This is a genomic window from Microvirga solisilvae (genome assembly GCF_022808595.1).
GTDB classification, from domain to species: domain Bacteria; phylum Pseudomonadota; class Alphaproteobacteria; order Rhizobiales; family Beijerinckiaceae; genus Microvirga; species Microvirga solisilvae.
The window spans coordinates 18,775-44,622 of sequence record NZ_JAKUCN010000012.1; the positions used below are offsets into that span (position 1 = coordinate 18,775).

The window sequence follows — 25,848 nt, forward strand, 5'->3', positions numbered from 1 at the left end:
CCGTTTTCCTTTGCCTGAACCGTGAGGCCTGCAAGACCCATGCCCCGTGTCATCGATTATTACTTCTCGCTCGTGAGCCCCTGGGCCTATATGGGCCACGCTCCCTTCATGGAGATCGCCCAGCGCCATGGGATCGAGGTGAATTTCAAGCCCGTCTTCCTCGGTCGCGTCTTCTCCGAGACCGGCGGACTGCCGTTGCAGCAGCGCCACCCGGCGCGGCAGCGCTACCGGCTGGTCGAGTTGCAGCGCTGGCGCGAGAAGCGCGGGCTGTCGTTCAACATCGCTCCGAAGCATTGGCCCTTCGATGTGAACCTCGCGGATCGCACCGTGATCGCGGTTGCAACGACCGGCAAGAGTCCCGATGCCTTCCTGCGCCGCGCTTTTGCTGGGATCTGGGAGGAAGAGCGCAATCTCGGTGATCCGCTCGTTATCGCAGAACTCGCTGAACAGGCGGGCCTCGATTCATCGAGCCTCATGGATATTGCCACCGGCTCAACCACCGAGGCGATCTACGCGCTCAATCTCGAGAACGCGGTGGCGGCCGACGTGTTCGGCTCTCCGGCTTACGTGCTCGACGGCGAGGTGTTCTGGGGCCAAGATCGGCTGGAGCTTCTCGACGATGCGCTGACAAGCGGGCGCGAAGCCTACAAGCCCACGGTCTGACGAGTCATGCAAAAAACCATCGGTCTCATCGGCGGCATGAGCTGGGAAAGCTCGGCCGAGTATTACCGCATCATCAATCAGGAGACGCTGCGGCGCTTGGGCGGCGTGCATTCGGCGCGCAGCCTGATGGTCTCGGCCGATTTCGACGAGATCAAGCAGCTTCAGCATGCAGGCGAGTGGGACAAGCTCGCTGAGTTAATGCAGGGCGCAGCCCGCCAGCTCGAGCGGGGAGGGGCGGATTTCATCGTGCTCTGCACCAACACCATGCATCGCCTCGCGGATGCGATTACGTCCGCTGTGGCGATCCCATTGCTGCACATTGCCGATCCCACGGCGGAAAAGATCAAGGCTTCAGGCATCCGGCGCGTGGGCCTTCTCGGTACGGCTTTCACGATGGAGCAGGATTTCTACAAGGGCCGCCTGCAGAGCAGGCATGGTCTCGACGTGATCGTGCCCGATGCGGATGACCGGAAAACCGTGCATGATGTGATCTACAAGGAGCTGGTGCTGGGACAAGTCAATCCGGCATCACGCGAGGCGTATCGCGCCATCATCGCGCGGCTGATCGCGGAAGGTGCGGAAGGGATCATTCTCGGCTGCACCGAGATTATGCTGCTGGTATCCGAAGAGGACAGCGCAGTGCCGCTTTTCGACACCACCACCATCCATGCGGTTGCTGCCGTCGATCACGCACTGAGTGCGTGATCGCTTACTCCGCCGCAACGCGCGTGGCGCGCCACTGTGTCAGCAACGCGCGGAGTGCAGCGGGCTTCAGCGGCTTGTTCAGCACATGCACATGCATGGCAGCGGCGGCGTCGCGCACGATGGGTGTGCGGTCGGCGGTGACGAGAACGGCGGGCGTATCAACCTGTGTGCGCCAGCGCAGGGCCTTGATGAGTTCGAGGCCGTCCGTGTCATCCAGGTGGTAATCGGCGATGATCACTTCCGGCAGGGCTTTGTGCGCGCGCAAAACCCCATGCGCCGTTTCGAGATCGGAGGCCGTCCACACGTCGCAGCCCCAGCCGGTGAGCAGGAGACGCATGCCTTCCAGGATGGCGGGCTCGTTGTCGATCACGAGCACGCGCAGGCCTGAGAGAACCGTCATCGGAGTTTTCGGTGGCTCAGGCGCGGCGGCGGTTTCAGGCAATGCCGCGACCACCGGCACCTCGACGCGGAACACCGAGCCGCGTCCCACTTCCGATTTCAGCGTCACCGGGTGCTTCAACACGCGTCCGATGCGCTCCACGATGGAGAGGCCGAGTCCGAGGCCGCGTGCGGCTTTCGCGCCCTGATCGAGACGCTGGAACTCGCGGAAGACGATACGCTGTTTCGAGGGTGGGATGCCGAGGCCGGTGTCCCACACTTCGAGGATGAGATGCGTGCCCTGCCGGCGCGCGCCGACGAGCACGCGGCCTTTCAATGTGTACTTGATGGCGTTCGACACCAGGTTCTGCAACAGGCGGCGCAGCAGGCGGCGGTCGGAGCGTACGGTGAGCGAGGAGGGGACGAAGGTGAGATCGAGGCCCTTCTCCTTCGCGATGGGATCGAACTCGCGCTGCAACTGACGCATCAGTTCGTCCATGCGGAAGCTCGACCATTGCGGCTTCATCGCGCCCGTATCGAGGCGCGAGATGTCGAGAATGGCGGTGAGGATTTCCTCGACCGCGTCGAGGGATGCGTCGATGTTCTCGGCAAGCGTTACGTCGCCCGCTTCGCGGTCGCGCTCCACGAGCGAGGTGGCGTAGAGGCGCGCGGCATTGAGCGGTTGTAGAATGTCGTGCGAGGCGGCGGCGAGGAAGCGCGTCTTCGAGATATTCGCCTCGTCCGCTTCCGCCTTCGCGCTGCGCAGAGCCTCGTTGAGGCGCGTGAGTTCTTCCGTACGCTCGCGTACGCGCTGCTCCAGCGTCTCGTTGGCGCGGCGGCTCTCTTCCTCCGCCAGCACGGCATCGGTGACGTCGGTATAGGTGGTGACGTGGCCGCCATCGGGCAGCGGGTTCGAGCGGATCTCGATGACCTTGCCGGACGGATAGAGCTTGAGGCGAACAGGCTCGACGTCGTGCTGAAACGAGTGCAGGCGCGCGGCCACTTGCTCGTCGATACGGCCCGGCCCGTAGGAACCGCGCGCCGCGTTGTAGCGGACGATGCGCTCCATGCCGATGCCCACCTGCACGAAGTTCGGCGGCATGTCGTAGAGATCGATGAAGGCTTGGTTCCAGGCAAGCAGGCGCAAGTCGCGGTCGATCACCGTGATGCCCTGCTTGGCGTAGTTCAGCGCGTGCTGCAGCAGGTCGCGGCTGTGCTGGATTGCGGCGGATGCATCATCGAGAAGCTTGAGGGCCGCTTCCGTCGAGACCGTGCGGCGGCGCAAAAGCAGCGATAGGGCGAGACGCGACGACGCCGTGCCGATGGCGGAGGCGAGAAGGTGTTCCGCATAGCGCAGCAGATGGATGTCGGCCTCCGCGCGCGGCTCCAGGCTCTGGCCGCGGCTGTGGCTGAAGCCTTCGAAGGAGCGTGTGGTGCGTTCCTCACCGAGATAACGCGAGACGGTGGCGCGCAACTCATCCACGGTGACGCTGGCGCGGAACAGGCGGAAGCTCGGTGCCGCGGAGGTGATGGGCTCGCCCACGAACACATTCGCCTGGATCTGCTCCATGGCCGTCACGGGACGCCAGAGGGAGAAGCCGATATAGCAGAGAATGTTGAGGGTCAGGCTCCACACCACGCCGTGCGTGAGCTGCGGCAGCTCCACGCCGAAAAGGGCGGTGGGCTTGAGCGCTGTGATGCCGAAGGGACCCGACACCACCACGTCCGACCAGAACACGCCGTCCCAGACGAGGCTCGGCAGCAGCAGCGTGTAGAACCATGTGACGAAACCGACGATGAGGCCCACGCTCGCGCCCAACGCCGTGCCTCGCGACCAGATGAGGCCGCCGAGAAAAGCGGGCGCCACCTGCGCGATGGCGGCGAACGAGAGCAGGCCGATGGCGGCCAGCGCAGCATCGCCCGACGCGCGGTAATACGCATAGCCCAGCAGGATCACCAGCACGATGGAGATGCGGCGCACGACGATCACGAAGTTGCCGGGATCGATGCCCGCAAACGCGCGGCGGCGCAGCACGATGGGCATGACGAGGTGGTTGGAGATCATCACTGCCACCGCCACGGAATCGACGATCACCATCGCGGTCGCGGCCGAGAAGCCGCCGAGGAAGGTGAAGACCGCGATAGTGCCGGCCTGGTTCGCCAGCGGCAATGCCAGCACGGTCATGTCCCGGTCGATCCCGTCGCCGGGGAACATGGCCATGCCCGCGAGCGCGATGGGAATGACGAACAGGTTGATGAGAATGAGGTAGAGCGGGAACATCCAGGCGGCGCGCTTCAAGTCGCCGATGGAGTGGTTTTCCACCACTGTCACATGGAACTGGCGCGGCAGCAGAAGCGCTGCGCAGCTCGAGAGAAGAATGAGCGTGATATAGCTGCCGAAGCCGGAGGTACGCTCCATCAGGGTATCGGTGGTGCCCTGTGCGGTGAGGCGCTGCACGATGTCGTCGTAGCCGCCGAACATCACGAAGGTCACGTAGCCGCCCACCACGAGGAAGGCGACGAGCTTCACGATGGATTCGACGGAGATCGCCATGATGAGCCCGTCCTGATGCTCGGTGGCATCGGGATGGCGCGTGCCGAAGGCGACAGCAAAGCCCGCGAGCACCAGGGCGACGACGAGGGCAAGATCGCCGATGAAGGGCAGGTCCGGCGATGTCAGGCCGTTCGAATTGGTGATGAACACGTCGAGCGACGAGGACACGGCCTTCAGCTGCAGCGCGATATAGGGCACGGAGCCCACCAGCGCGATCAAGCTGACGATAGCGGCCACGCGCTCGCTCTTGCCGTAGCGGGCGGCCACGAAGTCGGCGATGGAGGAGATGTTCTGCGTCTTGGCCACGCGGATCACGCGCGCCACGAGGGCATGGCCGACAGTGATAACGAGAATGGGGCCGATATAGATGGCGAGGAAGTCGAAGCCGGAACGGCTGGCAAGCCCCACGGAACCGTAGAATGTCCACGAGGTGCAATACACGGCGAGAGCCAGCGCCGAGATCGTCGAGCGCCAATGCCCCTGAACGAAGCGCCGCCCCGCATTGTCGCCCCAATGGGCGACGGTGAACAGGAAGCAGAGATAAACCAGCGCCGATAAGACAACCGCCCAGGTGGCGACCATATGCTCAAGACCCTTACACGTCAGCTTGAGACAGCTTTACTCCTTGGGAGAGCCAAGCGCCACAGGCAGGAGGGCGCAGGTCAGAAGTAATTTCACTCTATGGGTGTGAGTTGATATTCCATGGGGCGGATTATCATTATCCTAGAATGAGGTCATATAAAGCTATCCAAGTTTCAGGAGATCCTCATGATCGATACCCGCACCGCCCCCTACGCCGCGCTCATCCTGCGCGTGACCCTCGGCGCTCTCTTCCTGGCCCATGCCGGCCTGAAGATCTTCGTCTTCACCCCCGCAGGCACCGCCCAGTTCTTCGGCAGCCTCGGCCTGCCGGGCTTCCTGGCCTACATCGTGATCCTCGCCGAAGTGGTGGGCGGCCTTGCGCTGATCGCCGGGTTCTATACCCGCTGGGTTGCCCTTGCTCTCATTCCGATCCTGCTCGGCGCGATCTTCACCGTTCACGGTCCGGCCGGCTTCTTCTTCTCGAATCCGAAGGGCGGCTGGGAATTCCTGGCCTTTTGGATCATTGCCCTCTTGGCCCAGGCTCTGTTGGGTGAGGGCGCTTATGCGCTCAAGAGCGGATCGACGAAGGCTGCTCCCGCGTTTTCCATTCGCTCGGCTTGAACGGAAACGGCCATGACCCAATCCACTTCCTCTGAGGCCACCGGAATTCCGGCGGCCCGTCCCATCGATCCGGGCGTGCGGATTGGCCACGTGCATCTGAAGGTGGCGGATCTCGGCCGCGCGCTCGACTTTTATTGCGGCGTTCTCGGCTTCGAGCTGATGCAGCGCTACGGCACGCAGGCCGCCTTCGTCTCGGCGGGCGGCTATCACCACCATATCGGTCTCAATACCTGGGAGAGCAAAGGCGGTTCCCCGCCGCCTCCCGGCACCACGGGCCTTTATCACGTGGCGATCCTCTATCCGACACGCGCGGCTTTGGCGGATGCTCTCCATCGTCTCATCGAAGCGGGCGTGCCGCTTCAGGGTGCGAGCGATCACGGGGTGAGCGAGGCGCTCTACCTGAGCGATCCTGACGGCAACGGCATCGAGCTCTATGTGGATCGCCCCGAGGCTCAATGGCCGCGCACGCCGGATGGCGAATTGCAGATGGTCACGCGCCACTTGGATCTGCACGGTCTGCTCGCCGCTCGCGAGGCTTGACGATATTCCTGCGCCGGACACCTTATGCTTGCAGGCCAAGCTCAAGGAGGTCCGGTCATGTGGAACGAGTTCAAGCAATTTGCGCTGCGCGGCAACGTGGTCGATCTCGCCATCGGCATCATCATCGGCGCCGCCTTCGGCAAGATCGTGGATTCTCTCGTCGGTGATGTTTTCATGCCGATCATCGGTGCTGCCACCGGCGGCCTCGATTTCTCGAACTACTTCACCGCGCTCTCGGGCAACGTCACCGCAGGGTCTTTGGAAGAAGCCAAGAAGCAGGGCGCCGTTGTCGGCTGGGGCAACTTCATTACGGTCGCCATCAACTTCGTCATCATTGCGTGGATCCTGTTCCTGCTGGTGAAGGGCATGAACCGCCTGCGCCGCACGGAAGATGCCAAGACCGGCACCGCTGACAAGCCTGCGGAGATCCCGGCGGATGTGAAATTGCTCACCGAAATCCGCGATCTTCTGAAGACGGGACGCACAACCTGATCCATCACATCTGTCGATGGGATTCTTCGCTTCTTGTCATGGATAGCGTGAGAAGGCTTGCCTTCGCCGGGCGGACAGGCCATCCCTGTTCGCCTGTTTGCGAAGGAACACGCCTCCCATGAACGCCTCCGTCTCGATTCCCTCGACCTTCAATCTGCGACCGGAAGCTTTGCAGGCGCCCACCAGCGGTATCGTGGATGTGTTCTCCTATGGGCGGAACAAGCCCGGCATCATCCCGCTCTGGGTGGGCGAGGGCGATCTGTCGACGCCTGCCTTCATCAGCGATGCGGCGACGCGCTCGCTGCAGGAAGGCGAGACCTTCTACACCTATCAGCGCGGCATTCCCGAGTTGCGTCAGGCCATCGCGCGCTATCACGAGAAGGTTTACCGCAAGGCCTTCGATCCCGAGCGCTTCTTCGTCACCTCCGGCGGCATGCCCGCGATGCAGATCGCGTTCCGCATGCTGTGCGGCAATGGCGACGAGGTTCTGATCCCGACGCCCGCCTGGCCGAACTTCGCAGGCGCGATCACCATTGCCGGCGCGCGACCCGTCGCCGTTCCGATGAATATCGACGAGCAAGGCTGGCATCTCGATTTCGAGCGTTTGGAACAGGCCATCACGCCACGCACCCGCGTCATCGTTCTGAACTCGCCGTCCAACCCCACCGGATGGACCGCGAGCCACGACGATCTGCACACTGTTCTCTCCATGGCGCGCAAGCACGGTCTGTGGATCGTGGCGGATGAGATCTATGGCCGCTTCATCCACGATCCCGCACTCGCCGTCGATGGACGCGCACCCTCGTTCCGCGATGTGATGGAACCGGAAGACCGCGTTCTCTTCGTGCAGACTTTCTCGAAGAACTGGGCGATGACCGGCTGGCGCCTCGGCTGGCTCGAAGCGCCGCCGGAACTGGGGCAGGTGATCGAGAACCTCGTTCAGTATCAGACGTCGGGAACGCCCACTTTCATCCAGCGCGCAGGCATCGCTGCGATCGAGCAGGGCGAAGATTTTCTCAAGACACAGATTGCCAAGGCCAAGCGTGGCCGCGAGATCGTGAAGCAGCTCGGCGAGACGGGTCTCGTTGAGCTGCCGCCACCCACCGGCGCGTTCTACGCCTTCCTCAAGATCAAGGGCGCGAAGAGTTCCAAGGACATCGCGTTCCGTCTCATCGACGAGGCGAATGTGGGCCTTGCTCCCGGCAATGCCTTCGGCGATGCGGGCGAGGGGTATTTGCGTCTCTGCTACCTGCGCAAGGAGCAGGATGTGGAGGAGGCCGTGAAGCGCATCGCCGCCGCACTGCCGCGCTTGGTGGCATGAGACAACCCGCGCTTCTTGCATACCCTGTCGGCAGCAGGGTCGGTTGACCCGGCCGCTCACCGCGTCCATTGAGAGGCAGAGCCATGATCGGCTCTGCCTTTATTCTTCACGATGCATCCCATCCTCGCTCACATCGCTCAGATCCTGATCGCCGGCCTCGGCGGCTTGCTGTTCTACTGGCTCGGCGTTCCCGCAGCCTGGCTGTCGGGCGCTGCCATCGCGGCGACGTTGTGGGGGCTTTCCGGTCACGCCGTGCCGATGCCGCGTCCGCTCGCCGATGCGGCGATGCTCGTGTCGGGCGCCGCCATGGGCGCCGCGGTGACGCCAGCCGCCATCGCTGCGATCGGTCGCTATCCCGGCAGCATCATGCTGCTGATCGTCGGCGTCTTTGCCATCTCGCTCACCTCGACACTCTGGCTCGTGCGCATCTCCGGATGGCGCAAGGCCGATGCGGTGCTGGCCTCCGTGCCCGGCGCGCTCTCGACGGTGCTCGCTGTTGCGGCCGACCGCAAGGCCGATGTGCCTTCCGTCGCTATCGTGCAGAACCTTCGCCTCTTCGTGCTGATCGCGCTTCTCCCGAGCGTGGTGGTCATGACAGGCGGAGGCGGCGGCAATGCGAGTGCGCTGATCGGGGAGGGACTGCCCATCGAGAGTCCCGGCGCCATGGCCTTCACCCTCATCGGCGGCCTTGCGCTGGGCTACGTGTTCAAGATGCTGAGGGTCGCTGCACCCGTTCTTCTCGGCGCGACCGTGGTGAGCGCCGTGAGCCACGGCACGGAATTCGTGACCGGCGTCATCCCGCCCGTGATCGCCACCGGCGGCCTCGTGCTGATCGGCCTCTTCATCGCCGAGCGTTTCCGCAACATTCAGCGTTCGACCCTGAAACGCGCACTTGTGGCCGCTCTGGGCTCCTTCTCCGTCGGCATGGGAGTGGCCGTGATTTTTGCCGCTCTCGCCACGTGGCTCGCCGGCGTGAGCTTCGCCAACACGCTCGTCGCCTTCGCGCCCGGCGGTCTCGAGGCCATGACCGTGCTCGCTCTCGTGCTCGGCCTCGATCCGCTCTATGTGGGCATCCACCACCTCGTGCGCTTCCTGGGGATCGGCCTGGTTTTGCCGTTCCTCATTGGCTGGCTGCAGCGAGGTAAGCTCGCGGACGCTGAATAGCTCTCACGGCTTCTCGTTGCGCAGCCGCTCCACCGCTTCCATGCGCGGTTTCGCCGTGTCCCACAAATGCTTCGTTACGGCAGCGACGAGCGCTTCGGTGATGAGCAGGAGACCTGCAGATGAATCCCAGTTCGAGGGGGCCACGATATGCGCGGGCAGCACGTGGCGCGCGACGCGAGCGATGGGCGAGAGCCATGGATCGGTGAGCAGCACGATGGTCGCGCCTTGCTTCGCCGCCGCTTCGCAGAGCGCCGTCACGTCCTCCTGATAACGACGGATGTCGAAGGCGACGATCACATCCTTCTTGCCGATCTCGATCATGCGGTCGCGCCAAAGGGCTGGCTGCCCTTCGATGAAATCCACTTGACTGCGCACGATACGGAAATGGCTTTCCGCATAGCGCGCGAGCGCGCCCGTGAAGCGTCCGCCGGTGAAATGGATGTGGCGGCGCGGATCGCTCAGGAGCGCCACCACCGCATCGAACTCGGCAGGCGCGATGTTCTCCACCGTCGCCCTCAAATTGCCGATCACGGCTTCCGCGAAGGAGGCCAGAGCCGGGGCGCTCTGGCTCTTGTCGGCGGGGCCAGCCTTGGCGAGGGGCGAGAGGAGCTGCGCCTCCAGCTCTCCGCGCAGGTGCCTCTGGAAATCCGGAAAGCCGGAAAACCCTAAACGCGTGACGAAACGCAGGGCCGAAGGGGCGGAGATGCCCGCGCGGGTCGCGAATTCCGCCACCGTATCGAGGCCGGCAAAGGGATAATGGCTCAGGAGCAGGTGAGCGGCCCGCTTCTCGCTGGGGGTGAACGAGTCCATCTCGAGACGGATTCTCTCGGCCAAACTTGGCGGATCGACAGGGGAAACAGCCTTCGTCTTTTTCATGATGGAATGTTTCATCCCCCCTCCTTGACGGCGTCCTCAAGGTGTACCAAAAATTTCATATAAGAAAAATCTGTAAGAAACGTACCAAACGTTCAAACCGAGGGCGACAGTCTGCATCCGCAGGCGAACGGAGGACCGCATGGTGCATGCGAGTCGGATGGCAACCGGTCAGAACCCCGCTGCGCAAGCGGCGGAGACGGTTGCCGTTGTTGAGAATCCGCAAGGAAGCTCGCCCATCCTTCTCATTTGCGAACATGCCTCCCGCCACCTGCCGGACCGTTATGGCACGCTCGGCCTCACCCCCGAACAGCTCGAAAGCCATATCGCGTGGGATCCTGGCGCGCTCGGGGTTGCTCAGGAACTCTCCCGGCTTCTCGATGCGCCGCTGGTCCATGCCAGCGTCTCGCGCCTCGTGCTCGACCTCAACCGCGATCCTTCGGCTCCCGATTCGATCTGGACGCTCAGCGAGCGCACCAGCATTCCCGGCAATCAGAACCTCGATCCGACTGAGCGCGCCTATCGTGTGCGTGAGGTCTACGATGCGTTTCATGGAACGGTGGACGGCTTCATCGAGCCTCGCGTGAAAGCGGGGCGGACGCGCTGTGTCGTTTCCATGCATTCGTTCACGCCCGTGTACCGGGATGTGCCGCGCCCCTGGCATATCGGCCTCATCCACGATGCCGATGCACGCTTCGCAAAGAGCGTCGAAGCCGGACTGCGCAAGGATCCGGCTTTGGTCGTGGGCATGAACGAACCTTATTCGCCAGCGGACCGGGTGTTCCACACCCTCGAGCGCCACGCCGAGAGGCGCGGGCTCGCGCCGCTGATGATCGAAATCCGCAATGACCTGATCCGCACACAAGACGGACAGGCATCGTGGGCTCAACGTCTTGCGCCACTTTTGAGGGAGGGGGCGCAGGCACTTTGATCACCCGCTGTGGCGCATGAGGTGCCACGGTTCCAGAGGACAGACTATTCGTGGAGGAAGAGTCGATGTCAGTCGGACAAGGAAGTTCCGGGGTTCATGCCCCGCCAGCCGGAGTGCAGGGTCATTCCGGTGTCACCTACAACACCGTGGATGAAAGCTATTTCGAAGCCCGTCGCCTCAAGCGCCATGCGCGCGTGTGGTCGCTCTGGGCGCTCGGCGTAGGCGCGGTGATCTCCGGTCACTACTCAGGCTGGAATCTGGGCCTCGCCAATGGCTTCGGCTCCATGTTCTTCGCTACCATCATCATCGCCATCATGTATCTGGGCCTGACCTTCTCCATCGCGGAGATGTCGCCGGCCCTGCCGCATACGGGCGGTGCCTACTCGTTCGCACGCACCTCCATGGGGCCGTGGGCGGGATACATCACGGGCATTGCGGAGAACATCGAGTTTGTTCTCACCCCTGCGGTGATCGTGTTCTTCATCGGCTCGTACCTATCGGCAATCTTCGGCACGGCGCCGGAATTCCAGCCGGTTTATTGGGTGCTCTGTTATGCCTTGTTCGTGGGGCTCAACATCATCGGCGTCGAACTCTCCTTCAAGGTGACCGTCACCGTGACGGTGCTGGCGCTGGCATGCCTTGTAGTGTTCTACGTGTCGGTGCTGCTCTCGGGCCAGTTCGACTTCTCGCGCTGGGCGCTGAATATCGGCCCTGATGGCGCGGAGCTGCCGAATGGCGGCGGGCCGTTCCTGCCCATGGGCATTGCGGGCATTTTCGCCACCATGCCGTTCGCCGTGTGGCTCTTCCTCGCCATCGAGCAGCTGCCGCTCGCGGCTGAAGAATCTCATGATCCGCAGCGCGACATGCCCAAGGGCATCATCGCCGGCATCTTCACGCTGATCGTCTCGGCGTTCTGCGTGGTGTTCCTGAATTCCGGCATCGCGCCAGGTGCCGCAGGCGTCGCGAAGTCGGGTGAGCCGCTTCTCGACGGCTTCCGCACCCTCTTCGGTTCGGACATCGCGAAGATCCTGGCGGCGGTTGCCGTGCTCGGCCTCATCGCCTCGTTTCACACGATCATCTTCGCCTTCGGACGGCAGATCTACTCGCTCTCGCGGGCAGGCTATTTCCCGTCCTTCCTGTCGGTGACGCATGGCACCCGCAAGTCGCCGCATATCGCGCTCATCACCGGCGCGGTGCTCGGGCTCACGGTCATGATGATCATCTGGTTCGTGCGCGGATCGGAAGCAGGCGCCACCGTTATCGGCGGCACGCTGCTGAATATGGCGGTCGCAGGCGCAATGCTAGCCTACTTCATGCAGGGCATGTCCTATATCGTGCTCAAGAAGAAGTTCCCGCATCTGGCACGGCCCTACAAGAGCCCGTTCGGCGTTGCGGGTGCTGCCATCTGCATGATCATCGCCGCCATCACCCTGTACTTCCAGTTCACGGATCCCGTGTTCCGGACGGCAGTGTTCGGTGTGGCCATCTACTACGCCGTCATGATGGCCTACTTCCTGCTCATCGGCCGCCATAAGCTCATCCTCTCGCCTGAGGAAGAGTTCGCGCTCACGAAGGGCGAGGCCGAATACAAGTCCTACTGACGATCATCGGGAGCGCGCATCCTGCGCGCTCCCTTTTCATTTCTCGTTGGGGTTCAAGAGCATGACCGCTCCCAAAATCAAGAACGCTGCCGACGCTATCGAGTACGTGCGCAGCCGCGACCTGCCTTTCGTGAAGATCGGCGTCACCGATGTCGACGGCATCATGCGCGGCAAGTATATGGCCCGCGACAAGTTCGAATCCGCTGTCGAGAAAGGCTTCGGCTTCTGCGACGTGGTGCTGGGCTGGGATTCCAACGATCAGCTTTACGACAACACCACGCTCACCGGCTGGCATACGGCCTATCCTGATGCCACGGCGCGCGTCATCCCTGAATCCATGCGCCTCATTCCCTTCGAGAACAACCTGCCGTTCTTCCTTGCGGAATTCGAAGGCTATGCGGAAGCCGCCTGTCCGCGCGGCGTGCTGCGGCGCGTCTTGAAAAAAGCCGAGGACATGGGCTTTGCCGTCTCCGCTGCGGCCGAGTTCGAATTCTTCGTGTTCGAGGAAACGCCGCACTCCGTGCGCGAGAAGGGCTACAAGGACCTCAAGAACATCACGCCGGGCTTCTTCGGCTATTCGGTGCTGCGCTCCGGCGTGCACGCGGATTTCTACCACGAGCTGCTCGACCTCGCGAACAAGATGGATTTCGAAATCGAAGGCCTGCATACGGAAACCGGCCCCGGTGTTCTCGAAGCGGCGATCCGCGTGGACGATGCCTTGAGGGCTGCCGACAAGGCCGCTCTCTTTAAGACCTACACCAAGATTCTTGCACAGAAGCGCGGCTGGATGGCGACCTTCATGGCCAAGTGGTCGCGCGACTGGCCTGGCCAGTCCGGCCATCTGCATTCCTCGCTGCGCCATCTCAACAGCGGCAAGGGCGCCTTCTACGACGCCAACGGCAAACACAACATGTCGGACACCATGCGCTGGTATGTGGGCGGTCAGCAGCAGCTGATGCCCGAGATCCTCGCCATGGTGGCCTGCACGGTGAACAGCTATACACGCCTCATCCCCGGTTTCTGGGCGCCCACCGATTCCGCCTGGGGCGTGGAGAATCGCACCACGGCGCTTCGCGTCATTCCGGGCTCGGAGAAGTCGCAGCGCGTGGAGTACCGCGTGGCGGCTGCCGACATCAATCCGTATATCGCGCTCGCCGCCGCCATCGGTTCCGGTCTCTGGGGCATCGAGAACCGGGTCGAGCCGGGTGAGCCCATCCAAGGCAACGCCTATGCAGTGGAACACCCGAAGGAGCGCGCGCTGCCGCGCTCCTTGGGCGAGGCTGCCGAGCGCCTGAAGGGCTCCAAGGCGGCCCGTCAGCTCTTCGGCGACACCTTTGTCGACCATTACGCTGCAACCCGCGAATGGGAGGAGCGCGAGGCGCGCAAGGCCATCACCGATTGGCAGCTCGCCCGCTACTTCGAAATCATCTAAAAGGCTTTTCAGGATTCCAACAGGAGAAGACTATGGTCCTTGCCGGGCCATAGTCTTTCAAGCGTAAAGATCATGGCTGATACCGATATCGTTCTTATTTCCCCCGTCGACGGACGCGAGCTCGTTCGCCGTCCCATCATGTCCGAGGCCGCCATCGATGCGACCATAAAGGCGGCGCGCGAGGCGCAAGTTGCGTGGCGCAAGGTGCCAATCGCTGAACGCGCTGCGAAGGTCTCGGCCTTCCTCGATGCGCTGCTCGCCATGAACCAGGAAGTGGTGCCGGAGATCGCCCAGATGATGGGCCGTCCGGTGCGCTATGGCGGTGAATTCCGTGGCGTGGAAGAGCGCGCTCGCTACATGATCTCCATCGCGGAGAAGAGCCTGCAGAACATTCCGGCCGACGACGAGAAGCCAGGCTTCCGCCGCATGATCAAGCGCGAGCCGGTGGGCCTCGTGCTCGTCATCGCTCCGTGGAACTATCCCTATCTCACGGCGATCAACACCGTCGTGCCAGCCCTCATGGCGGGCAACGCGGTGCTGCTGAAGCATGCTTCGCAGACGCTGCTCGCGGGCGAGCGTTTCCAGATGGCGATGGATCGCGCCGGCATCCCGAAAGGGCTGTTCCAGAACATGCACCTTTCGCACGATCAGACGAGCCGCATCCTGAGCAATGGCCTCGTCGATCATTGCAACTTCACCGGCTCCGTCGGCGGTGGCCGCGCCATCGAGCGCGCTGCGGCAGGAAGCTTCACGTCGCTCGGTCTCGAGCTCGGCGGCAAGGATCCGGCCTATGTGCGTGAGGATGCGAATATCGACCACGCCATCGAGAATCTCGTGGATGGCGCGTTCTTCAATTCGGGACAGTGCTGCTGCGGTATCGAGCGCATCTATGTGCACGAGAAGCACTACGACCGCTTCGTCGAAGGCGCAGTGAACCTCGTCAACACCTACGTGCTCGGCAATCCTCTGGAAGAGGCGACGACGCTCGGCCCAATGGCGCATAAGCGCTTCGCCGATCTCGTGCGCCAGCAGAACGCGGAAGCCGTCGCGAAGGGTGCGAAGGCGCATATCGATGCGAAGAAGTTCGCAGCGGATGTCGGCAACACCGCCTATCTCGCGCCGCAGGTTCTCACCAATGTGGACCATTCCATGAGCGTGATGCGCGAGGAGAGCTTCGGCCCCACCGTCGGCATCATGAAGGTGAAGGGCGATGAAGAGGCGATCCGCCTGATGAACGACTCCCCCTATGGCCTCTCCGCTGCCATCTGGACCTCCGATGTCGATGCGGCTGAAGCCATCGGCGAGAAGCTCGAGACCGGCACCGTCTTCATGAACCGCTGCGACTATCTCGATCCCGCGCTGGCCTGGACCGGCGTGAAGGATACGGGCCGCGGCGCGAGCCTGTCGCGCTTGGCTTACGAGTCGCTCACCCGTCCGAAATCCTACCACCTCCGTCAGATCTGATTGAAAGCATCATGACCACGTCTCCTCGTTCCAACTGGAATTACCCCACCGCTGTCCGCTTCGGCGCAGGCCGCATCTCTGAACTCGCGGAAGCTTGCAAGTCCGTCGGCATGCAGTCTCCGCTCATCGTGACAGACCCGTTCCTCGCGACGCAGCCCATGACGAAGGCTGCGCTCGATCAGCTCATCTCCGCTGGTCTGAAGGCCGCGATCTTCTCGGACATCAAGCCGAACCCGGTCGAGACGAATGTCTACAAGGGCCTCGAAGTGTTGCGCGCTGGCAAACATGATGGCGTCGTCGCCTTCGGCGGCGGTTCTGCTCTCGATGCGGGCAAGGTCATCGCCTTCATGGCGGGCCAGACGCGCCCCATGTGGGATTTCGAGGATATCGGCGATTGGTGGACCCGCGCGGACCCTAAGGGCATCCAGCCGATCATCGCCGTGCCGACCACGGCAGGCACGGGCTCCGAAGTGGGCCGCGCCGGCGTGATCACGCAGGAAGCCACGCACACCAAGAAAGTGATCTTCCATCCGCTCATGATGCCGAAGATCGTGATCTGCGATCCGGAACTCACGGTCGGCATGCCGCCCCACATCACGGCGGGCACGGGCCTCGATGCGCTCGCTCACTGCATCGAAGCCTATTGCGCGCCCGGCTATCACCCCATGGCGGACGGCATCGCGGTCGAAGGCATCCGCCTCGTGAAGGAATACCTGCCGCGCGCCTACAAGGACGGCAAGGATATCGAAGCGCGCGCGCAGCTCATGTCGGCCGCCGCCATGGGCGCCACCGCGTTCCAGAAGGGCCTCGGCGCGATCCACGCGCTCTCGCACCCGACCGGCGCGCTCTATGACACGCACCATGGCCTCACCAACGCGGTCTTCATGCCGTATGTGCTAGTCTATAACCGCAAGGCCATCGAGCAACGGATCGAGCGTCTTGCCGCCTATATCGGCCTTGAGCCGTCGTTCCAGGCCTTCCTCGATTGGGTGCTGAAGCTGCGCAAGGATCTCGGCGTGCCGCATACGCTCGAAGGTTTGAAGGTTGATGCTGCCCGCTTCGACGAGATGTCGGAGATGGCGCCGAACGATCCCACCGCCGGCGGCAATCCGGTGCCGATCACCAAGGAGAGCGCCCGCAAGCTCTTCGAGGATGCGCTGGCCGGACGGCTTTGATACATTCCTCAAGTCATTGATAGAGGATGGCGGCGCGTCAGCACATGATGCGCCGCTTTTCTATGTGCCGCAAAGAGGAAACGATGGCAGCAGATTCAAAAAGCGATATCCAGATGACGCTCGCGCAAGTAGCGGCGCGGCTTTCCGCTGAGAGCCCGTTCAACATCGTGTTCGACCGTGGCGATGATATCTCGGTGGAGCTCTACGCGCCTGTGGGCACCGACAAACAGCAGCCGCATGAGCGGGACGAGCTTTACATCATCGCCTCTGGCCACGGCACGTTCAGCCGCGGCAAGGACCTCGTCACTTTCGAGGCCGGCGATCTTCTTTATGTTCCAGCCTATGTCCCGCATCGCTTCGAGAGCTTCTCGGAGGATTTCAAGACGTGGGTGATTTTCTACGGACCAAAGCGCGAGCGGCCTGCCGTATAAAACAAAGGCACCGCTGTTCGTCACAGCGATGCCCTTTGGAGGTTTAGGTTGTTGGTCGTTTAAGCAGCCTGAGCCTTCGGCTGAAGCGAATCCTTGTGTGGCACGCGCAGGGCCTTCATGCTCTCAGCCCACTTGTGCAACTCGTCGAGCATCATGGCGGCCGAGGTCTTGTATATATCGGGAGCGTTGAGCTTTCCGTTCTCCAGGTTCGGGAAAACCATCGGCATCGGCACGCCTTCCGGAATCGGCATCACCTTGAAGGTGGTGAGGATCTCCTTCGTCACCTGCACGGCGCGCAGGCCGCCGGAGATGCCGCCATAGCTCACGAAGCCGGCAGGCATGTAGTTCCATTCCAGCGAGAGATAGTTCAAGGCGTTCAGCAGCGAGGGCGGCGGGCCGAAATTGTATTCGGGCGTCACGAAGACGAGCGCATCGGCTTGCGCCACGCTCTCGCTCCAGGCCTTCGTGTGCGCATGGTGGTACTTGCGCAGGCGCGGATGCTCAGGCTCGTCGAAGACAGGCAGGTTGAAATCGGCGAGGTCCACCAGGACCGGGCCGAACTTGCCGTGCTCCGCCGCGAAATCGTTGAACCATTGCGCGATGCTGGGGCCGATTCGGCCAGGGCGCGTGCTGGCGACGATCGTGTGAAGCTTAAGCGTCATAAGGACTCCTGGAGTTGAAAAGACCGGGAACAGGCTCTAAGTTCCCTTTTGTAACCGAGGCTCATTAAGTAACTTCGGGAAGATTGCGCAAGGAGGCACTTTGATGTCACCCAGTAACATTCATGTGCCCACCAATTGTCAGACCGTGACCGAGATACTCTCCCGCGTCGGCGACAAGTGGAGCGTCCAGGTTGTCGTGCAGCTGGGCGAAGGACCCAAGAGATTCAATGAGATACGCCGTCTGGTCAGCGGCATTTCCCAGCGTATGCTGACCCTGACCTTGCGGGGTTTGGAGCGCGATGGCCTCGTCACACGCACTGTCTATCCCACTATTCCGCCCAAGGTGGAGTACCAACTCACAGGGCTGGGTTGCAGCCTGCTCAAGACTGTGCGGGCTCTCGGCACCTGGGCCATCGACAATCGTGACGAGATTCTCGAAGCGCGGCGGCGCTTCGATGAGGGAGACGATCCCAAGCCGCATTCGAACGCAGCCTAAGAGCCTGCGTTGCGCTCCATCCAATCGACGGCAAAGGCGCATATGGAAGCCGCATCGACCAGCACCGATGGAGCCGAGCCGATGACATCCTGGCTTCCTTGGCCGCTCGCGAGGAACTCGCTCACGATCGTGGCGAAGTAATCCTCGGCAAGTCCTGGCACGACGGGATCGGACGTATCGAATTCCTCCACCATTCGCCAATGCACGCCGTCGGGGGAAGCAAAGGGCACCTCATAGCGGCGAATGCGCTTGTTCGGAACCTGAGCCAGATGTTCGGAGTGGTGAAGCAGGGTCATCGTATCGAGGGATGCTCCGACCATCAGCACTTTGCCGCGAGACTCGACCAGCTTGGCGAAGGGAGAGCCTTCGCCATAGCCGTAATCGAGCGGATGATTCGCGGTCAGCCAATCGGCCTGCGCACCAATCGCCGCTACGGATGCGCCCGGATTGCCGCTGCGCCGGGCGCCGGGGGTGGTGCGGATGAATTCGGCCAGAACGCCATGGTCACGAATGGCGCGCGATGAAGCCGCATCGAAGGGCGGAACATGCTCGCGCCATTCGGAAGGCACGCGCCCCTTCTCATCCAGCAATTCATCGTAGCGGGCGTCCCAATCTGTATAAGCCACGAGCGTACCGGTCGGACCGACGGTATCGAGGATCGCGCCGATCAGCGCGTCGGGACCATTGAGCAAAGGGCCGACCTGACGCATGGCGGCATGCACCATCACCATGTCGCCGAAACGGATTCCAAGACGCTTCAGGTCATCACGCAGGGATGCGCGCGTGCGGAATGGGAGTTCGGGATTCTGCATCCCGCCAAGGTCGTTGGTGCAGGGCAGAGTTGTCAATGACGGCTCTGGCTGATCGTGGGTGGCCTCAGGCGGCGCTTTTCTGCTTCAGCAGGTCCCACAGGCCGGCATCATGGAAGTCCATGAGCGTAGCATCTGCGCCCACGGCCAGCATTTCTTCAGCGCTGAGGCCGGTCAGAACCGCGAAGGAGTAGATCCCCGCGCCCTTAGCGGCTTTCATGCCAGACGGAGAATCCTCGAAGGCGATGGCTTCCTCGGCCCGCACGCCAAGGCGTTCGAGCGCGGTGAGATACGGCAGGGGATCGGGCTTGCCGCGCGCCACCTGATCGATGGTGATCTGGACGGGGAAGCGTTCCGTGAGGCCCAGCACGTCGAGCATATGCTCCGCATTGAGGCGAGGCGCATTGGTGACGAGCGCGATCTTGATGCCGCGCGCTTGCGCCCAATCGAGAAGATCGATCAGCCCATCCAGTGGCTCCAGGTCGAGCGCCAGGCGGCGGAAGGCGGCCTCCTTCTCGTCGGCGAAGGTGACATGTTCCTCGACGCTGCGATGGGGTAGGAGGCTCGCGAAGATGGATTCGTTCGTGCGGCCGATGATGGTGGAGCGGTAGACCTCATCGTCCACCGTCACGCCCTCAGGGGCCAGCACCTCGACAAAGGCCTTCATGTGGACGGGGTCGCTGTGCACCAGGGTGCCGTCCATGTCGAAAATCAGAGCCTTGAGCATTCGTCCGTCTCTATCAAATTCAAGCGCCCGTCAGGTACGCCATTTCAGGCTGGAATGCACCCCATTGGAATTGCAGGGCTGCCTTCTAGATATCGGAGGGGTCATCATCGTGAAAGCACTGCTTCGCCCATGCTAGACGCCTCTTCCCGCCAAGCTGACGGACAATCCCGCTGGCCTTTGGTCGAGAAGCTCAGGTTTCTCTATGAAAGCGATGCGCCCGAGGCCCATCGCTTCCGCTACGGCCTTCTTCTCTTTGATATCCTGACCATCCTCTTCATCGTTGTCTCTTCGTTCCTGCCGCGCTACCGTGCAATGGAATGGGTCGATGTGGTCATCGGCCTGCTGGTGCTGGGCGATTTCCTGGCGCGGCTCGTCATCAGCCGGAACCGGTGGCGGGATTTCGGCCATCTCTCAACCCTGGCCGATATTGCCGCCATCATGTCCTTTCTCGCGCCCGTGGTCGGTGAAGGCATCGGCTTCCTGCGCATCCTGCGCACGGTGCGGCTCTTGCGGACCTATCAGCTTCTGTCGCGGCTCAGGGCCGACAGCACGTTCTTCAGGCGCAACGAAGAGCTGATCATCGCAGCCGTCAATCTCGGCGTGTTCATCTTCGTCATGACCGGCTTCGTCTATGAGACGCAGCGCTGGACCCATGAGAAGATCGGCAACTATATCGATGCGCTTTACTTCACTATCGCGGCTCTTACCACGACAGGCTTCGGCGACATCACGCTGAGCGGAACGCTCGGCCACCTGATTTCCGTGATCATTATGATCTTCGGGGTGACGCTGTTCTTGCGCCTCGTGCAGGTTTTGCTGCTGCCGAACAAGGTGCGCTATCCCTGTCCCGCCTGCGGATTGCAGCGGCACGACAGGGATGCGGTTCATTGCAAGGCCTGCGGCACGATCCTCAACATTCCGGACGAAGGTGCGGTGTAGGCGATCATGCGCAGGAGACGATGGCGATGCGGCGTTACAGCTTGCTGCGTGGCCTGCAGGACGATCTTGAAGAGCCTCCAACATCGGAGCGTCTAGGTTGGTCGGGTATTGTCAGATAGGTAGCGGATTACTTGCCAACGATATGTCTCAAAGCTGCTTGTGCGGCCTTTTCGGCATAATCCCGCGCCATATCCGCATCCGAGCTGATGGAACGGATCGTCAGTATATCTCCATCACGAAGGATGACGGCTGTCGATGAAGCGACAGGGCCTGCGGTCCAGTTCGAAATCCAACCAACAGCGGGCGAGACCTCCAGCTTGGACAGCTTACACGATGGGTTTCTCAATTGGCAGAGCTGCTCAAGCTGGGAGATCGTCGTCTGACCGGAGCGTACACGCCCTTCAGTGCCGTCATTCTGGCGGCCAATTTGAAAATCAATGATGGGACTGCCTTTGCAGTCCGTACATTGAAATGTCGCACGCTTAGGATCGACTTTATGATTGAAGCCTTTGCCAATGGCAGAACCTACCTTGGTTGCCACCGTCGAAAGGTTCTGAGCCGCAAATCCCTCTGCCGTGGCTTCCGTCGCAATAAAGGCTGCCAGGCTCACGATGAGAAGGCGCATCGACAATCTCAGTTGCATAGGAAACTCCGCAGCAGCCCTTCAGGCTTGGTATATCGAAATGATACATCAAGCCTAAAGGGAGGAACAAGCTCTATGCCACCTCTTTGGGTATCGCTCACAACTGAGTAAGCGAGAAAGTCGCGGTCTTTGTTAAGCCCCCGGAACGATGGCGACACCGCGCTGGGTTGCGAAGGAGACGCCGACCGGCGTGCCGGGTGCGATGGCTTCCTTGCGGCCATATTGCACGACGAAGAGATTGCCGATGGGGCTCTCGACCTCGTACTCGATCTGCGTGCCGAGATAGGACGCCTTACGCACCGTGCCCGCAAGCGCAGTGGCGGATGAAGGCGCCTCATCGAGCATGATCGCATCCGGGCGCACGGCGAGCTTCACTGCACCCTGGCTCACGCCGCGATGGGGCAGCTGCAGGTGCAGGTTGCCGATGCGCACCGAGCCCTGCGCTCCCGACAGGTCCGTGAGCTCGCCGGTGACGATGTTGGCGTCGCCGATGAAGTCGGCGACGAACAGATCGGCCGGTTCCTCGTAGAGCTCGCGCGGTGAGCCAGTCTGGGCGATGCGCGCGTTCGACATCACGATGATGCGGTCGGAAACGGCGAGCGCCTCTTCCTGATCGTGCGTGACGTAGGCCACCGTGAGGTTGAGGCTCTGCTGCAATTCGCGAATGTCCTCGCGCACGCGGCGGCGCAGCTTGGCGTCGAGGTTTGAGAGCGGCTCGTCGAAGAGCAGCACCTGCGGCTCCAGCACGAGGGCGCGGGCCACGGCCACACGCTGCTGCTGTCCGCCGGACAGTTCGGACGGCGCGCGCTTCTCAAGACCCTTCAGGCCGATGAGCTCGAGTTTTTCCATCGCCATCGCGATGGCGTCCTTCTTCGAGACACCCTGCACGGATGGGCCATAGGCCACGTTCTCCAGCACCGACATGTGCGGGAACAGCGCATAGGACTGGAACACCATGCTCACGTCGCGGTCTGCGGCGGAGAGATGCGTTACATCGCGGTCGCCGATGAGGATCTGGCCTTCGCTCGCCATTTCGAGACCGGCGATCATGCGAAGCGTCGTGGTCTTGCCGCAACCGGAAGGACCGAGCAGCGTCACGAGCTGGCCCGGCTCGATAGTGAAGGATACGCTGTCGACGGCAGTGACGCTGCCATAGCGCTTTGTCACATTGCGGAACTCGACCGAGGCCGCCTGCTTCTTGGACGCCGGAGAACGGGACAGGGAGCTGAGTGAGGTCATCTGGTTCATGGAATGGCTGGAGCGGCAACGGGGTTGGTGGAGGTGCTGGCGGAGCGGCGTCCGAGACGCCGCTCGCCGACGGCCAGCTGAATGCCGACAATGGCAATCAGCATGACCACGATGAGCACGGTGGAATAGGCGATGGCGAGGCCGAACTCACCGGCCTCGACGCGGCCGACGATGTAGGTAGTCGCCATGTTGTATTCGGCGGTGACCAGGAAGATCACGGCGCTGACCGCCGTCATCGCACGCACGAAGGAATAGACCAGCGAGGCGACGATGGCGGGGCGCAGCAGCGGCAGCACCACGCGGCGCATGGTGGTGGCCGAACGCGCGCCGAGCGTGAGCGAGGCCTCATCCAGGCTCTTGTCGATCTGGCTGAGCGTCGCGATGCCGGAGCGCACGCCGACCGGCATGTTGCGGAACACGAAGCACATGACGAGCACGAAGCCCGTGCCGGTGATCTCAATCGGCGGCACGTTGAAGGCGAGGATGTAGGATACGCCCACGACCGTGCCTGGGATCGCGAAGCTGAGCAATGTGCCGAACTCGAAGGAACGCTGGCCCGAGAAGCGCTGGCGCGTGAGCAGGTAAGCCGTCAGCAGGCCGATGGCGGCGGTGAGCGGTGCGGAGAGCGCTGCGACCTTGATCGTCGCGAAGAACGAGTCCCAGGCCGATCCGGAGAAGAAGAAGCCGTGTTCCGTGGATTCGACGCGGAAGGCGGTGAGGAAGTGATCGACGGTCGGCGTATAGTCGCGGCCCATGGAGCGCACGAAGGCGCCGACCAGGATGATCACGTAGACGGCCACCGTGAACAGGGCCCACGGAATGGCGGTGAAGTAGGATGCGAGCGCCACGCGGCGGGGCAGGGGCAGCGGAATGCCTGCGTCACCCTTGCCGGTCACCGTGGTGTAAACCTTCTTGCCGAGCCAAGCATGCTGCAGCCAGAACGCGCCCAGGGTGAAAGCGAGCAGGATGATGGATAAGACCGCGGCTCGTCCCTGATCCTGCTGCGCGCCCACGACGGCGAAGAAGATCTTGGTGGAGAGAACCTCGTAATTGCCGCCGAGCACGAGGGGGTTGCCGAAATCCGCAAGGCTTTCCACGAAGCCGAGAAGGAAGGCATTAGCGAGGCCCGGACGCATGAGCGGCAGCGTCACGGTGAGGAACGTGGTCCAGCTCTTGGCGCGCAACGTTTGTGAGGCTTCTTCCAGCGTCGGGCTGATGCCCTGCACCACGCCGATCAGCACGAGGAAGGCGATGGGCGTAAACGCGAGGAGCTGCGCGATGAAGACGCCGGGAAGACCGTAGATCCAGCGCGAACGCGGAACGCCGAACCACTCCCACAGCACGGAGGAAAGCGCGCCCGAGCGGCCGAAGATCAGGATCAGCGCAAGGCCAATCACGAAAGGCGGTGTGATGATGGGAAGCACGCTCATCACGCGAAGGAGCTTCTTGTAGCGGAAGGCGGTGCGGGTTGCGATGAGCGCGAAGGCAAGACCGAGCGCGGTCGTGCCGAAGGCGACGAGGAGGCCGAGGAACAGGGTGTTCCAGGCCACGCCGCAGCGCAGGTCGCTGGTGAGGCAGTCGAGCCCCCAGATCGACCTGTCCATGAACTTCGCCACGAATTCGAGAGGCGCGAAGTCGCCGTTATTGTCGGCAAACGCGCTCGCGAGAATCGTCGAGACGGGGAAGAAGACGAAGACGATGATCAGCGCGATGACGATGCCTATGGAGGAGGTGACGAACGCGTCGCCCCGGCACCAGCCGCGCGCGGCGAGGCCATGGCACAGAACGATCAGGAGCGCTATTGCGGTGAGTGCTCCTCCATAGCCGATGCCGGCCTGGCGCGGTCCGTCATCACCGCTGATAGCTTTGAGAATATCGAGCGTCCAGCCGTTCAGGCCGATCGAGAAACCTTGGATGACGATGAGAGCGAGACCAAGGAGGCCTGCGCCGATGAGCCAGCTGCTGTTGTCCTTGCGCGCCGGCAGCAGGGCAGGGCGCAGGCTCATCAGAAGCGGCACGAGAATCGGCAGAAGCCACCAGGTGCCTTTGAGGCCGTGAACGAGCGCCGATCCGCCGACGATGTAATCGGTGAGAGTTGGAACGGCCGTGCGGTCGAAACCGTACCAGGGCAGGAGGGCAAAGCCCACCCAGCCCAGAACGATCCAGCCAAGGGTTGCCCGTGACATGTCTGTTCTCGCGTCAATATCGATGCGGGTTCGCTGCAGAACCGGCTTCGGAAAACTCAATCGAAAAAGAAAAAGTCCCGGCGAAGGCTTTTCGACAAAGCTTCGCCGGGACGGAACAGGCCGACTATTTCGGCAGGTTCTTCACTTCGTTGTCCCACTTGGACAGAAGACGCTTGCGCTCTTCCGACGAGCCGTACTTGGCGAAGTCGAAGTTGATGAGCTTCACGTCGCTGAGCTTGGGAGCCTGCGGCGGGATCGGCGTGCTCTTGTTCGACGGCACCTGATAGGACTTGGCTTCGGCGCCGAGCTTCTGCGCGTTGGCGGTCAGAGCCCAATCGTAGAACTTCTGCGCGTTTTCCATGTTCTTCGCGCCCTTGATGATCGACATGGAGCCGATCTCGTAGCCCGTGCCTTCGCAAGGAGCCACAACCTTGATCGGGGCCTTGTCGACGACCATCGTGACGATGTCGTGCATGAAGGCGATACCGGCGGTGGTCTCACCCTGCGCCATGGCCTTGGCGGGAGCAGCACCCGATTTGGTGTACTGATTGACGTTCTTGTGGAGCGCCTTCATGTACTCGAAGCCCTTGTCCTCACCCATGATCTGCACGATCGATGCGAGCAGGGTATAGGCGGTGCCGGACGAGTTCGGATCGGCAACCTGCACTTCGCCCTTCAACTCGGGCTTCAACAGATCGGCCCAGCACTTGAGTTCGCCGGTCTTGTTTGAAGCGGCGAGTTCGGTGTTGTAGCCGAAGCCCAGAGCGCCTGAATAGATGCCGACGGTGCGCTTCTTGGACTGCTCCCACTGGCGCACGGCCCAATCCTGCAGCTCGTTCATCTTCGGCGAGGTGTATTCCACCGTCAGACCTTCTTCGGCGGCCTGCATGTGGGGATCGCCCGTGCCGCCCCACCAGATGTCGGCGCGCGGATTGGCGGCTTCCGCCTTCACCTGGGCGAAGACTTCGCCGGCGCTCTTGCGAGTCATGGAAACCTTGATGCCGGTCTCACGCTCGAAGGCGGTGACCATGGCGCGGCACCATTCTTCCTGCACGCCGCAATACATCACGAGCGCGCCCTGAGCCTGGGCCGCACCGGCGGACAGGAACGACAGAGCGGTCATGGAACCCGCCAGCATGGTGGCGGCAACGAGGTTCTTCTTAAGCTTCACAGTTTTCCTCCCATAGGGTTGTTGTATTGTTGTTATTAGT

At 62.3% G+C, this 25,848-nt stretch carries 24 protein-coding genes; 15 read left to right on the forward strand and 9 right to left on the reverse strand.

Annotated features, from left to right (window positions below):
- Positions 1-39 precede the first annotated feature (39 nt).
- Entirely contained in the window at positions 40-663 is a 624-nt protein-coding gene (locus tag MJ639_RS17300) for a 2-hydroxychromene-2-carboxylate isomerase (RefSeq protein ID WP_243375523.1), read from the forward strand.
- A 6-nt stretch (positions 664-669) separates the two neighbouring features.
- A complete protein-coding gene (locus MJ639_RS17305) occupies positions 670-1,368 on the forward strand; it encodes an aspartate/glutamate racemase family protein (protein ID WP_243375526.1) in 699 nt (232 codons plus the stop codon).
- Between the two features lie 4 nt (positions 1,369-1,372).
- Here MJ639_RS17305 and MJ639_RS17310 read toward each other — a convergent pair whose 3' ends face one another.
- Positions 1,373-4,882 (reverse strand): PAS domain-containing hybrid sensor histidine kinase/response regulator, encoded by a 3,510-nt coding sequence (locus tag MJ639_RS17310; RefSeq protein WP_243375529.1) that lies wholly within the window; start codon positions 4,880-4,882, stop codon positions 1,373-1,375.
- A 186-nt stretch (positions 4,883-5,068) separates the two neighbouring features.
- On the opposite strand from MJ639_RS17310, the gene MJ639_RS17315 reads away from it, so the two are divergent.
- The 5 genes from MJ639_RS17315 to MJ639_RS17335 all read left to right on the forward strand — a co-directional run bounded on the left by MJ639_RS17315 (position 5,069) and on the right by MJ639_RS17335 (position 9,020).
- Entirely contained in the window at positions 5,069-5,503 is a 435-nt protein-coding gene (locus tag MJ639_RS17315; protein WP_243375531.1) for a DoxX family protein, read from the forward strand.
- A gap of 12 nt (positions 5,504-5,515) precedes the next feature.
- Complete coding sequence (locus tag MJ639_RS17320; RefSeq protein WP_243375534.1) at positions 5,516-6,043, forward strand: VOC family protein; 528 nt, start codon at positions 5,516-5,518, stop codon at positions 6,041-6,043.
- A 57-nt stretch (positions 6,044-6,100) separates the two neighbouring features.
- Positions 6,101-6,535, forward strand: coding sequence for a large conductance mechanosensitive channel protein MscL (gene mscL / locus MJ639_RS17325; RefSeq protein ID WP_243375537.1), 435 nt, complete (start codon positions 6,101-6,103; stop codon positions 6,533-6,535).
- A gap of 118 nt (positions 6,536-6,653) precedes the next feature.
- Positions 6,654-7,856 (forward strand): pyridoxal phosphate-dependent aminotransferase, encoded by a 1,203-nt coding sequence (locus MJ639_RS17330; protein WP_243375539.1) that lies wholly within the window; start codon positions 6,654-6,656, stop codon positions 7,854-7,856.
- Positions 7,857-7,967: 111 nt separating this feature from the next.
- Positions 7,968-9,020 carry an AbrB family transcriptional regulator gene (locus tag MJ639_RS17335; protein ID WP_243375542.1) on the forward strand — a complete coding sequence of 351 codons (1,053 nt, stop codon included), beginning with the start codon at positions 7,968-7,970 and terminating at the stop codon, positions 9,018-9,020.
- A gap of 3 nt (positions 9,021-9,023) precedes the next feature.
- Here the strand turns inward: MJ639_RS17335 and MJ639_RS17340 are convergent, their stop codons facing one another.
- Complete coding sequence (locus MJ639_RS17340) at positions 9,024-9,911, reverse strand: MurR/RpiR family transcriptional regulator (protein ID WP_243375544.1); 888 nt, start codon at positions 9,909-9,911, stop codon at positions 9,024-9,026.
- 124 nt (positions 9,912-10,035) lie between these two features.
- Here MJ639_RS17340 and MJ639_RS17345 point away from each other — a divergent pair, with 124 nt between their 5' ends.
- The 6 genes from MJ639_RS17345 to MJ639_RS17370 all read left to right on the forward strand — a co-directional run bounded on the left by MJ639_RS17345 (position 10,036) and on the right by MJ639_RS17370 (position 16,927).
- Positions 10,036-10,824, forward strand: a complete 789-nt coding sequence (locus tag MJ639_RS17345; protein ID WP_243375548.1) for an N-formylglutamate amidohydrolase — start codon at positions 10,036-10,038, stop codon at positions 10,822-10,824.
- A 65-nt stretch (positions 10,825-10,889) separates the two neighbouring features.
- Positions 10,890-12,425 (forward strand): amino acid permease, encoded by a 1,536-nt coding sequence (locus MJ639_RS17350; RefSeq protein WP_243375551.1) that lies wholly within the window; start codon positions 10,890-10,892, stop codon positions 12,423-12,425.
- 61 nt (positions 12,426-12,486) lie between these two features.
- The gene (locus MJ639_RS17355; RefSeq protein WP_243375553.1) at positions 12,487-13,857 is read left to right on the forward strand and encodes a glutamine synthetase family protein; all 1,371 of its coding nucleotides are present in this window, start codon (positions 12,487-12,489) and stop codon (positions 13,855-13,857) included.
- A gap of 72 nt (positions 13,858-13,929) precedes the next feature.
- The gene (locus MJ639_RS17360) at positions 13,930-15,321 is read left to right on the forward strand and encodes an aldehyde dehydrogenase family protein (RefSeq protein ID WP_243375556.1); all 1,392 of its coding nucleotides are present in this window, start codon (positions 13,930-13,932) and stop codon (positions 15,319-15,321) included.
- An 11-nt stretch (positions 15,322-15,332) separates the two neighbouring features.
- Entirely contained in the window at positions 15,333-16,496 is a 1,164-nt protein-coding gene (locus MJ639_RS17365) for an iron-containing alcohol dehydrogenase (protein WP_243375558.1), read from the forward strand.
- Between the two features lie 83 nt (positions 16,497-16,579).
- Complete coding sequence (locus MJ639_RS17370; protein ID WP_243375560.1) at positions 16,580-16,927, forward strand: cupin domain-containing protein; 348 nt, start codon at positions 16,580-16,582, stop codon at positions 16,925-16,927.
- 59 nt (positions 16,928-16,986) lie between these two features.
- Here the strand turns inward: MJ639_RS17370 and MJ639_RS17375 are convergent, their stop codons facing one another.
- Complete coding sequence (locus MJ639_RS17375) at positions 16,987-17,589, reverse strand: NADPH-dependent FMN reductase (protein ID WP_243375562.1); 603 nt, start codon at positions 17,587-17,589, stop codon at positions 16,987-16,989.
- Between the two features lie 103 nt (positions 17,590-17,692).
- Between MJ639_RS17375 and MJ639_RS17380 the strand changes: the two genes are divergently transcribed.
- Positions 17,693-18,085, forward strand: a complete 393-nt coding sequence (locus tag MJ639_RS17380) for a winged helix-turn-helix transcriptional regulator (protein ID WP_243375565.1) — start codon at positions 17,693-17,695, stop codon at positions 18,083-18,085.
- Here MJ639_RS17380 and aac(3) read toward each other — a convergent pair.
- Positions 18,082-18,897 (reverse strand): aminoglycoside 3-N-acetyltransferase, encoded by an 816-nt coding sequence (aac(3), locus tag MJ639_RS17385; protein ID WP_243375602.1) that lies wholly within the window; start codon positions 18,895-18,897, stop codon positions 18,082-18,084. The genes MJ639_RS17380 and aac(3) overlap by 4 nt on opposite strands.
- Before the next feature lie 64 nt (positions 18,898-18,961).
- Positions 18,962-19,621 (reverse strand): HAD family hydrolase, encoded by a 660-nt coding sequence (locus MJ639_RS17390; protein WP_243375567.1) that lies wholly within the window; start codon positions 19,619-19,621, stop codon positions 18,962-18,964.
- Positions 19,622-19,750: 129 nt separating this feature from the next.
- Between MJ639_RS17390 and MJ639_RS17395 the strand changes: the two genes are divergently transcribed.
- Positions 19,751-20,560, forward strand: a complete 810-nt coding sequence (locus MJ639_RS17395) for an ion transporter (RefSeq protein WP_243375569.1) — start codon at positions 19,751-19,753, stop codon at positions 20,558-20,560.
- A gap of 127 nt (positions 20,561-20,687) precedes the next feature.
- Here the strand turns inward: MJ639_RS17395 and MJ639_RS17400 are convergent, their stop codons facing one another.
- The 4 genes from MJ639_RS17400 to MJ639_RS17415 form a co-directional block, all read right to left on the reverse strand.
- The gene (locus MJ639_RS17400; protein WP_243375571.1) at positions 20,688-21,185 is read right to left on the reverse strand and encodes a hypothetical protein; all 498 of its coding nucleotides are present in this window, start codon (positions 21,183-21,185) and stop codon (positions 20,688-20,690) included.
- Positions 21,186-21,335: 150 nt separating this feature from the next.
- Positions 21,336-22,442, reverse strand: coding sequence for an ABC transporter ATP-binding protein (locus tag MJ639_RS17405; protein WP_243375574.1), 1,107 nt, complete (start codon positions 22,440-22,442; stop codon positions 21,336-21,338).
- Between the two features lie 5 nt (positions 22,443-22,447).
- Complete coding sequence (locus MJ639_RS17410) at positions 22,448-24,637, reverse strand: ABC transporter permease (protein ID WP_243375577.1); 2,190 nt, start codon at positions 24,635-24,637, stop codon at positions 22,448-22,450.
- A 124-nt stretch (positions 24,638-24,761) separates the two neighbouring features.
- Positions 24,762-25,808, reverse strand: coding sequence for an ABC transporter substrate-binding protein (locus MJ639_RS17415; protein WP_423790819.1), 1,047 nt, complete (start codon positions 25,806-25,808; stop codon positions 24,762-24,764).
- Positions 25,809-25,848: the final 40 nt, after the last annotated feature.

Excerpts from the sequence above, each read along its gene's own strand:
- MJ639_RS17300 (WP_243375523.1), top strand. The coding sequence starts at position 40 with ATGCCCCGTGTCATCGATTATTACTTCTCGCTCGTGAGCCCCTGGGCC.
- MJ639_RS17305 (WP_243375526.1), top strand. The coding sequence starts at position 670 with ATGCAAAAAACCATCGGTCTCATCGGCGGCATGAGCTGGGAAAGCTCG.
- MJ639_RS17310 (WP_243375529.1), bottom strand. The coding sequence starts at position 4,882 with ATGGTCGCCACCTGGGCGGTTGTCTTATCGGCGCTGGTTTATCTCTGC.
- MJ639_RS17315 (WP_243375531.1), top strand. The coding sequence starts at position 5,069 with ATGATCGATACCCGCACCGCCCCCTACGCCGCGCTCATCCTGCGCGTG.
- MJ639_RS17320 (WP_243375534.1), top strand. The coding sequence starts at position 5,516 with ATGACCCAATCCACTTCCTCTGAGGCCACCGGAATTCCGGCGGCCCGT.
- mscL (WP_243375537.1), top strand. The coding sequence starts at position 6,101 with ATGTGGAACGAGTTCAAGCAATTTGCGCTGCGCGGCAACGTGGTCGAT.
- MJ639_RS17330 (WP_243375539.1), top strand. The coding sequence starts at position 6,654 with ATGAACGCCTCCGTCTCGATTCCCTCGACCTTCAATCTGCGACCGGAA.
- MJ639_RS17335 (WP_243375542.1), top strand. The coding sequence starts at position 7,968 with ATGCATCCCATCCTCGCTCACATCGCTCAGATCCTGATCGCCGGCCTC.
- MJ639_RS17340 (WP_243375544.1), bottom strand. The coding sequence starts at position 9,911 with ATGAAACATTCCATCATGAAAAAGACGAAGGCTGTTTCCCCTGTCGAT.
- MJ639_RS17345 (WP_243375548.1), top strand. The coding sequence starts at position 10,036 with ATGGTGCATGCGAGTCGGATGGCAACCGGTCAGAACCCCGCTGCGCAA.
- MJ639_RS17350 (WP_243375551.1), top strand. The coding sequence starts at position 10,890 with ATGTCAGTCGGACAAGGAAGTTCCGGGGTTCATGCCCCGCCAGCCGGA.
- MJ639_RS17355 (WP_243375553.1), top strand. The coding sequence starts at position 12,487 with ATGACCGCTCCCAAAATCAAGAACGCTGCCGACGCTATCGAGTACGTG.
- MJ639_RS17360 (WP_243375556.1), top strand. The coding sequence starts at position 13,930 with ATGGCTGATACCGATATCGTTCTTATTTCCCCCGTCGACGGACGCGAG.
- MJ639_RS17365 (WP_243375558.1), top strand. The coding sequence starts at position 15,333 with ATGACCACGTCTCCTCGTTCCAACTGGAATTACCCCACCGCTGTCCGC.
- MJ639_RS17370 (WP_243375560.1), top strand. The coding sequence starts at position 16,580 with ATGGCAGCAGATTCAAAAAGCGATATCCAGATGACGCTCGCGCAAGTA.
- MJ639_RS17375 (WP_243375562.1), bottom strand. The coding sequence starts at position 17,589 with ATGACGCTTAAGCTTCACACGATCGTCGCCAGCACGCGCCCTGGCCGA.
- MJ639_RS17380 (WP_243375565.1), top strand. The coding sequence starts at position 17,693 with ATGTCACCCAGTAACATTCATGTGCCCACCAATTGTCAGACCGTGACC.
- MJ639_RS17390 (WP_243375567.1), bottom strand. The coding sequence starts at position 19,621 with ATGCTCAAGGCTCTGATTTTCGACATGGACGGCACCCTGGTGCACAGC.
- MJ639_RS17395 (WP_243375569.1), top strand. The coding sequence starts at position 19,751 with ATGCTAGACGCCTCTTCCCGCCAAGCTGACGGACAATCCCGCTGGCCT.
- MJ639_RS17400 (WP_243375571.1), bottom strand. The coding sequence starts at position 21,185 with ATGCGCCTTCTCATCGTGAGCCTGGCAGCCTTTATTGCGACGGAAGCC.
- MJ639_RS17405 (WP_243375574.1), bottom strand. The coding sequence starts at position 22,442 with ATGACCTCACTCAGCTCCCTGTCCCGTTCTCCGGCGTCCAAGAAGCAG.
- MJ639_RS17410 (WP_243375577.1), bottom strand. The coding sequence starts at position 24,637 with ATGTCACGGGCAACCCTTGGCTGGATCGTTCTGGGCTGGGTGGGCTTT.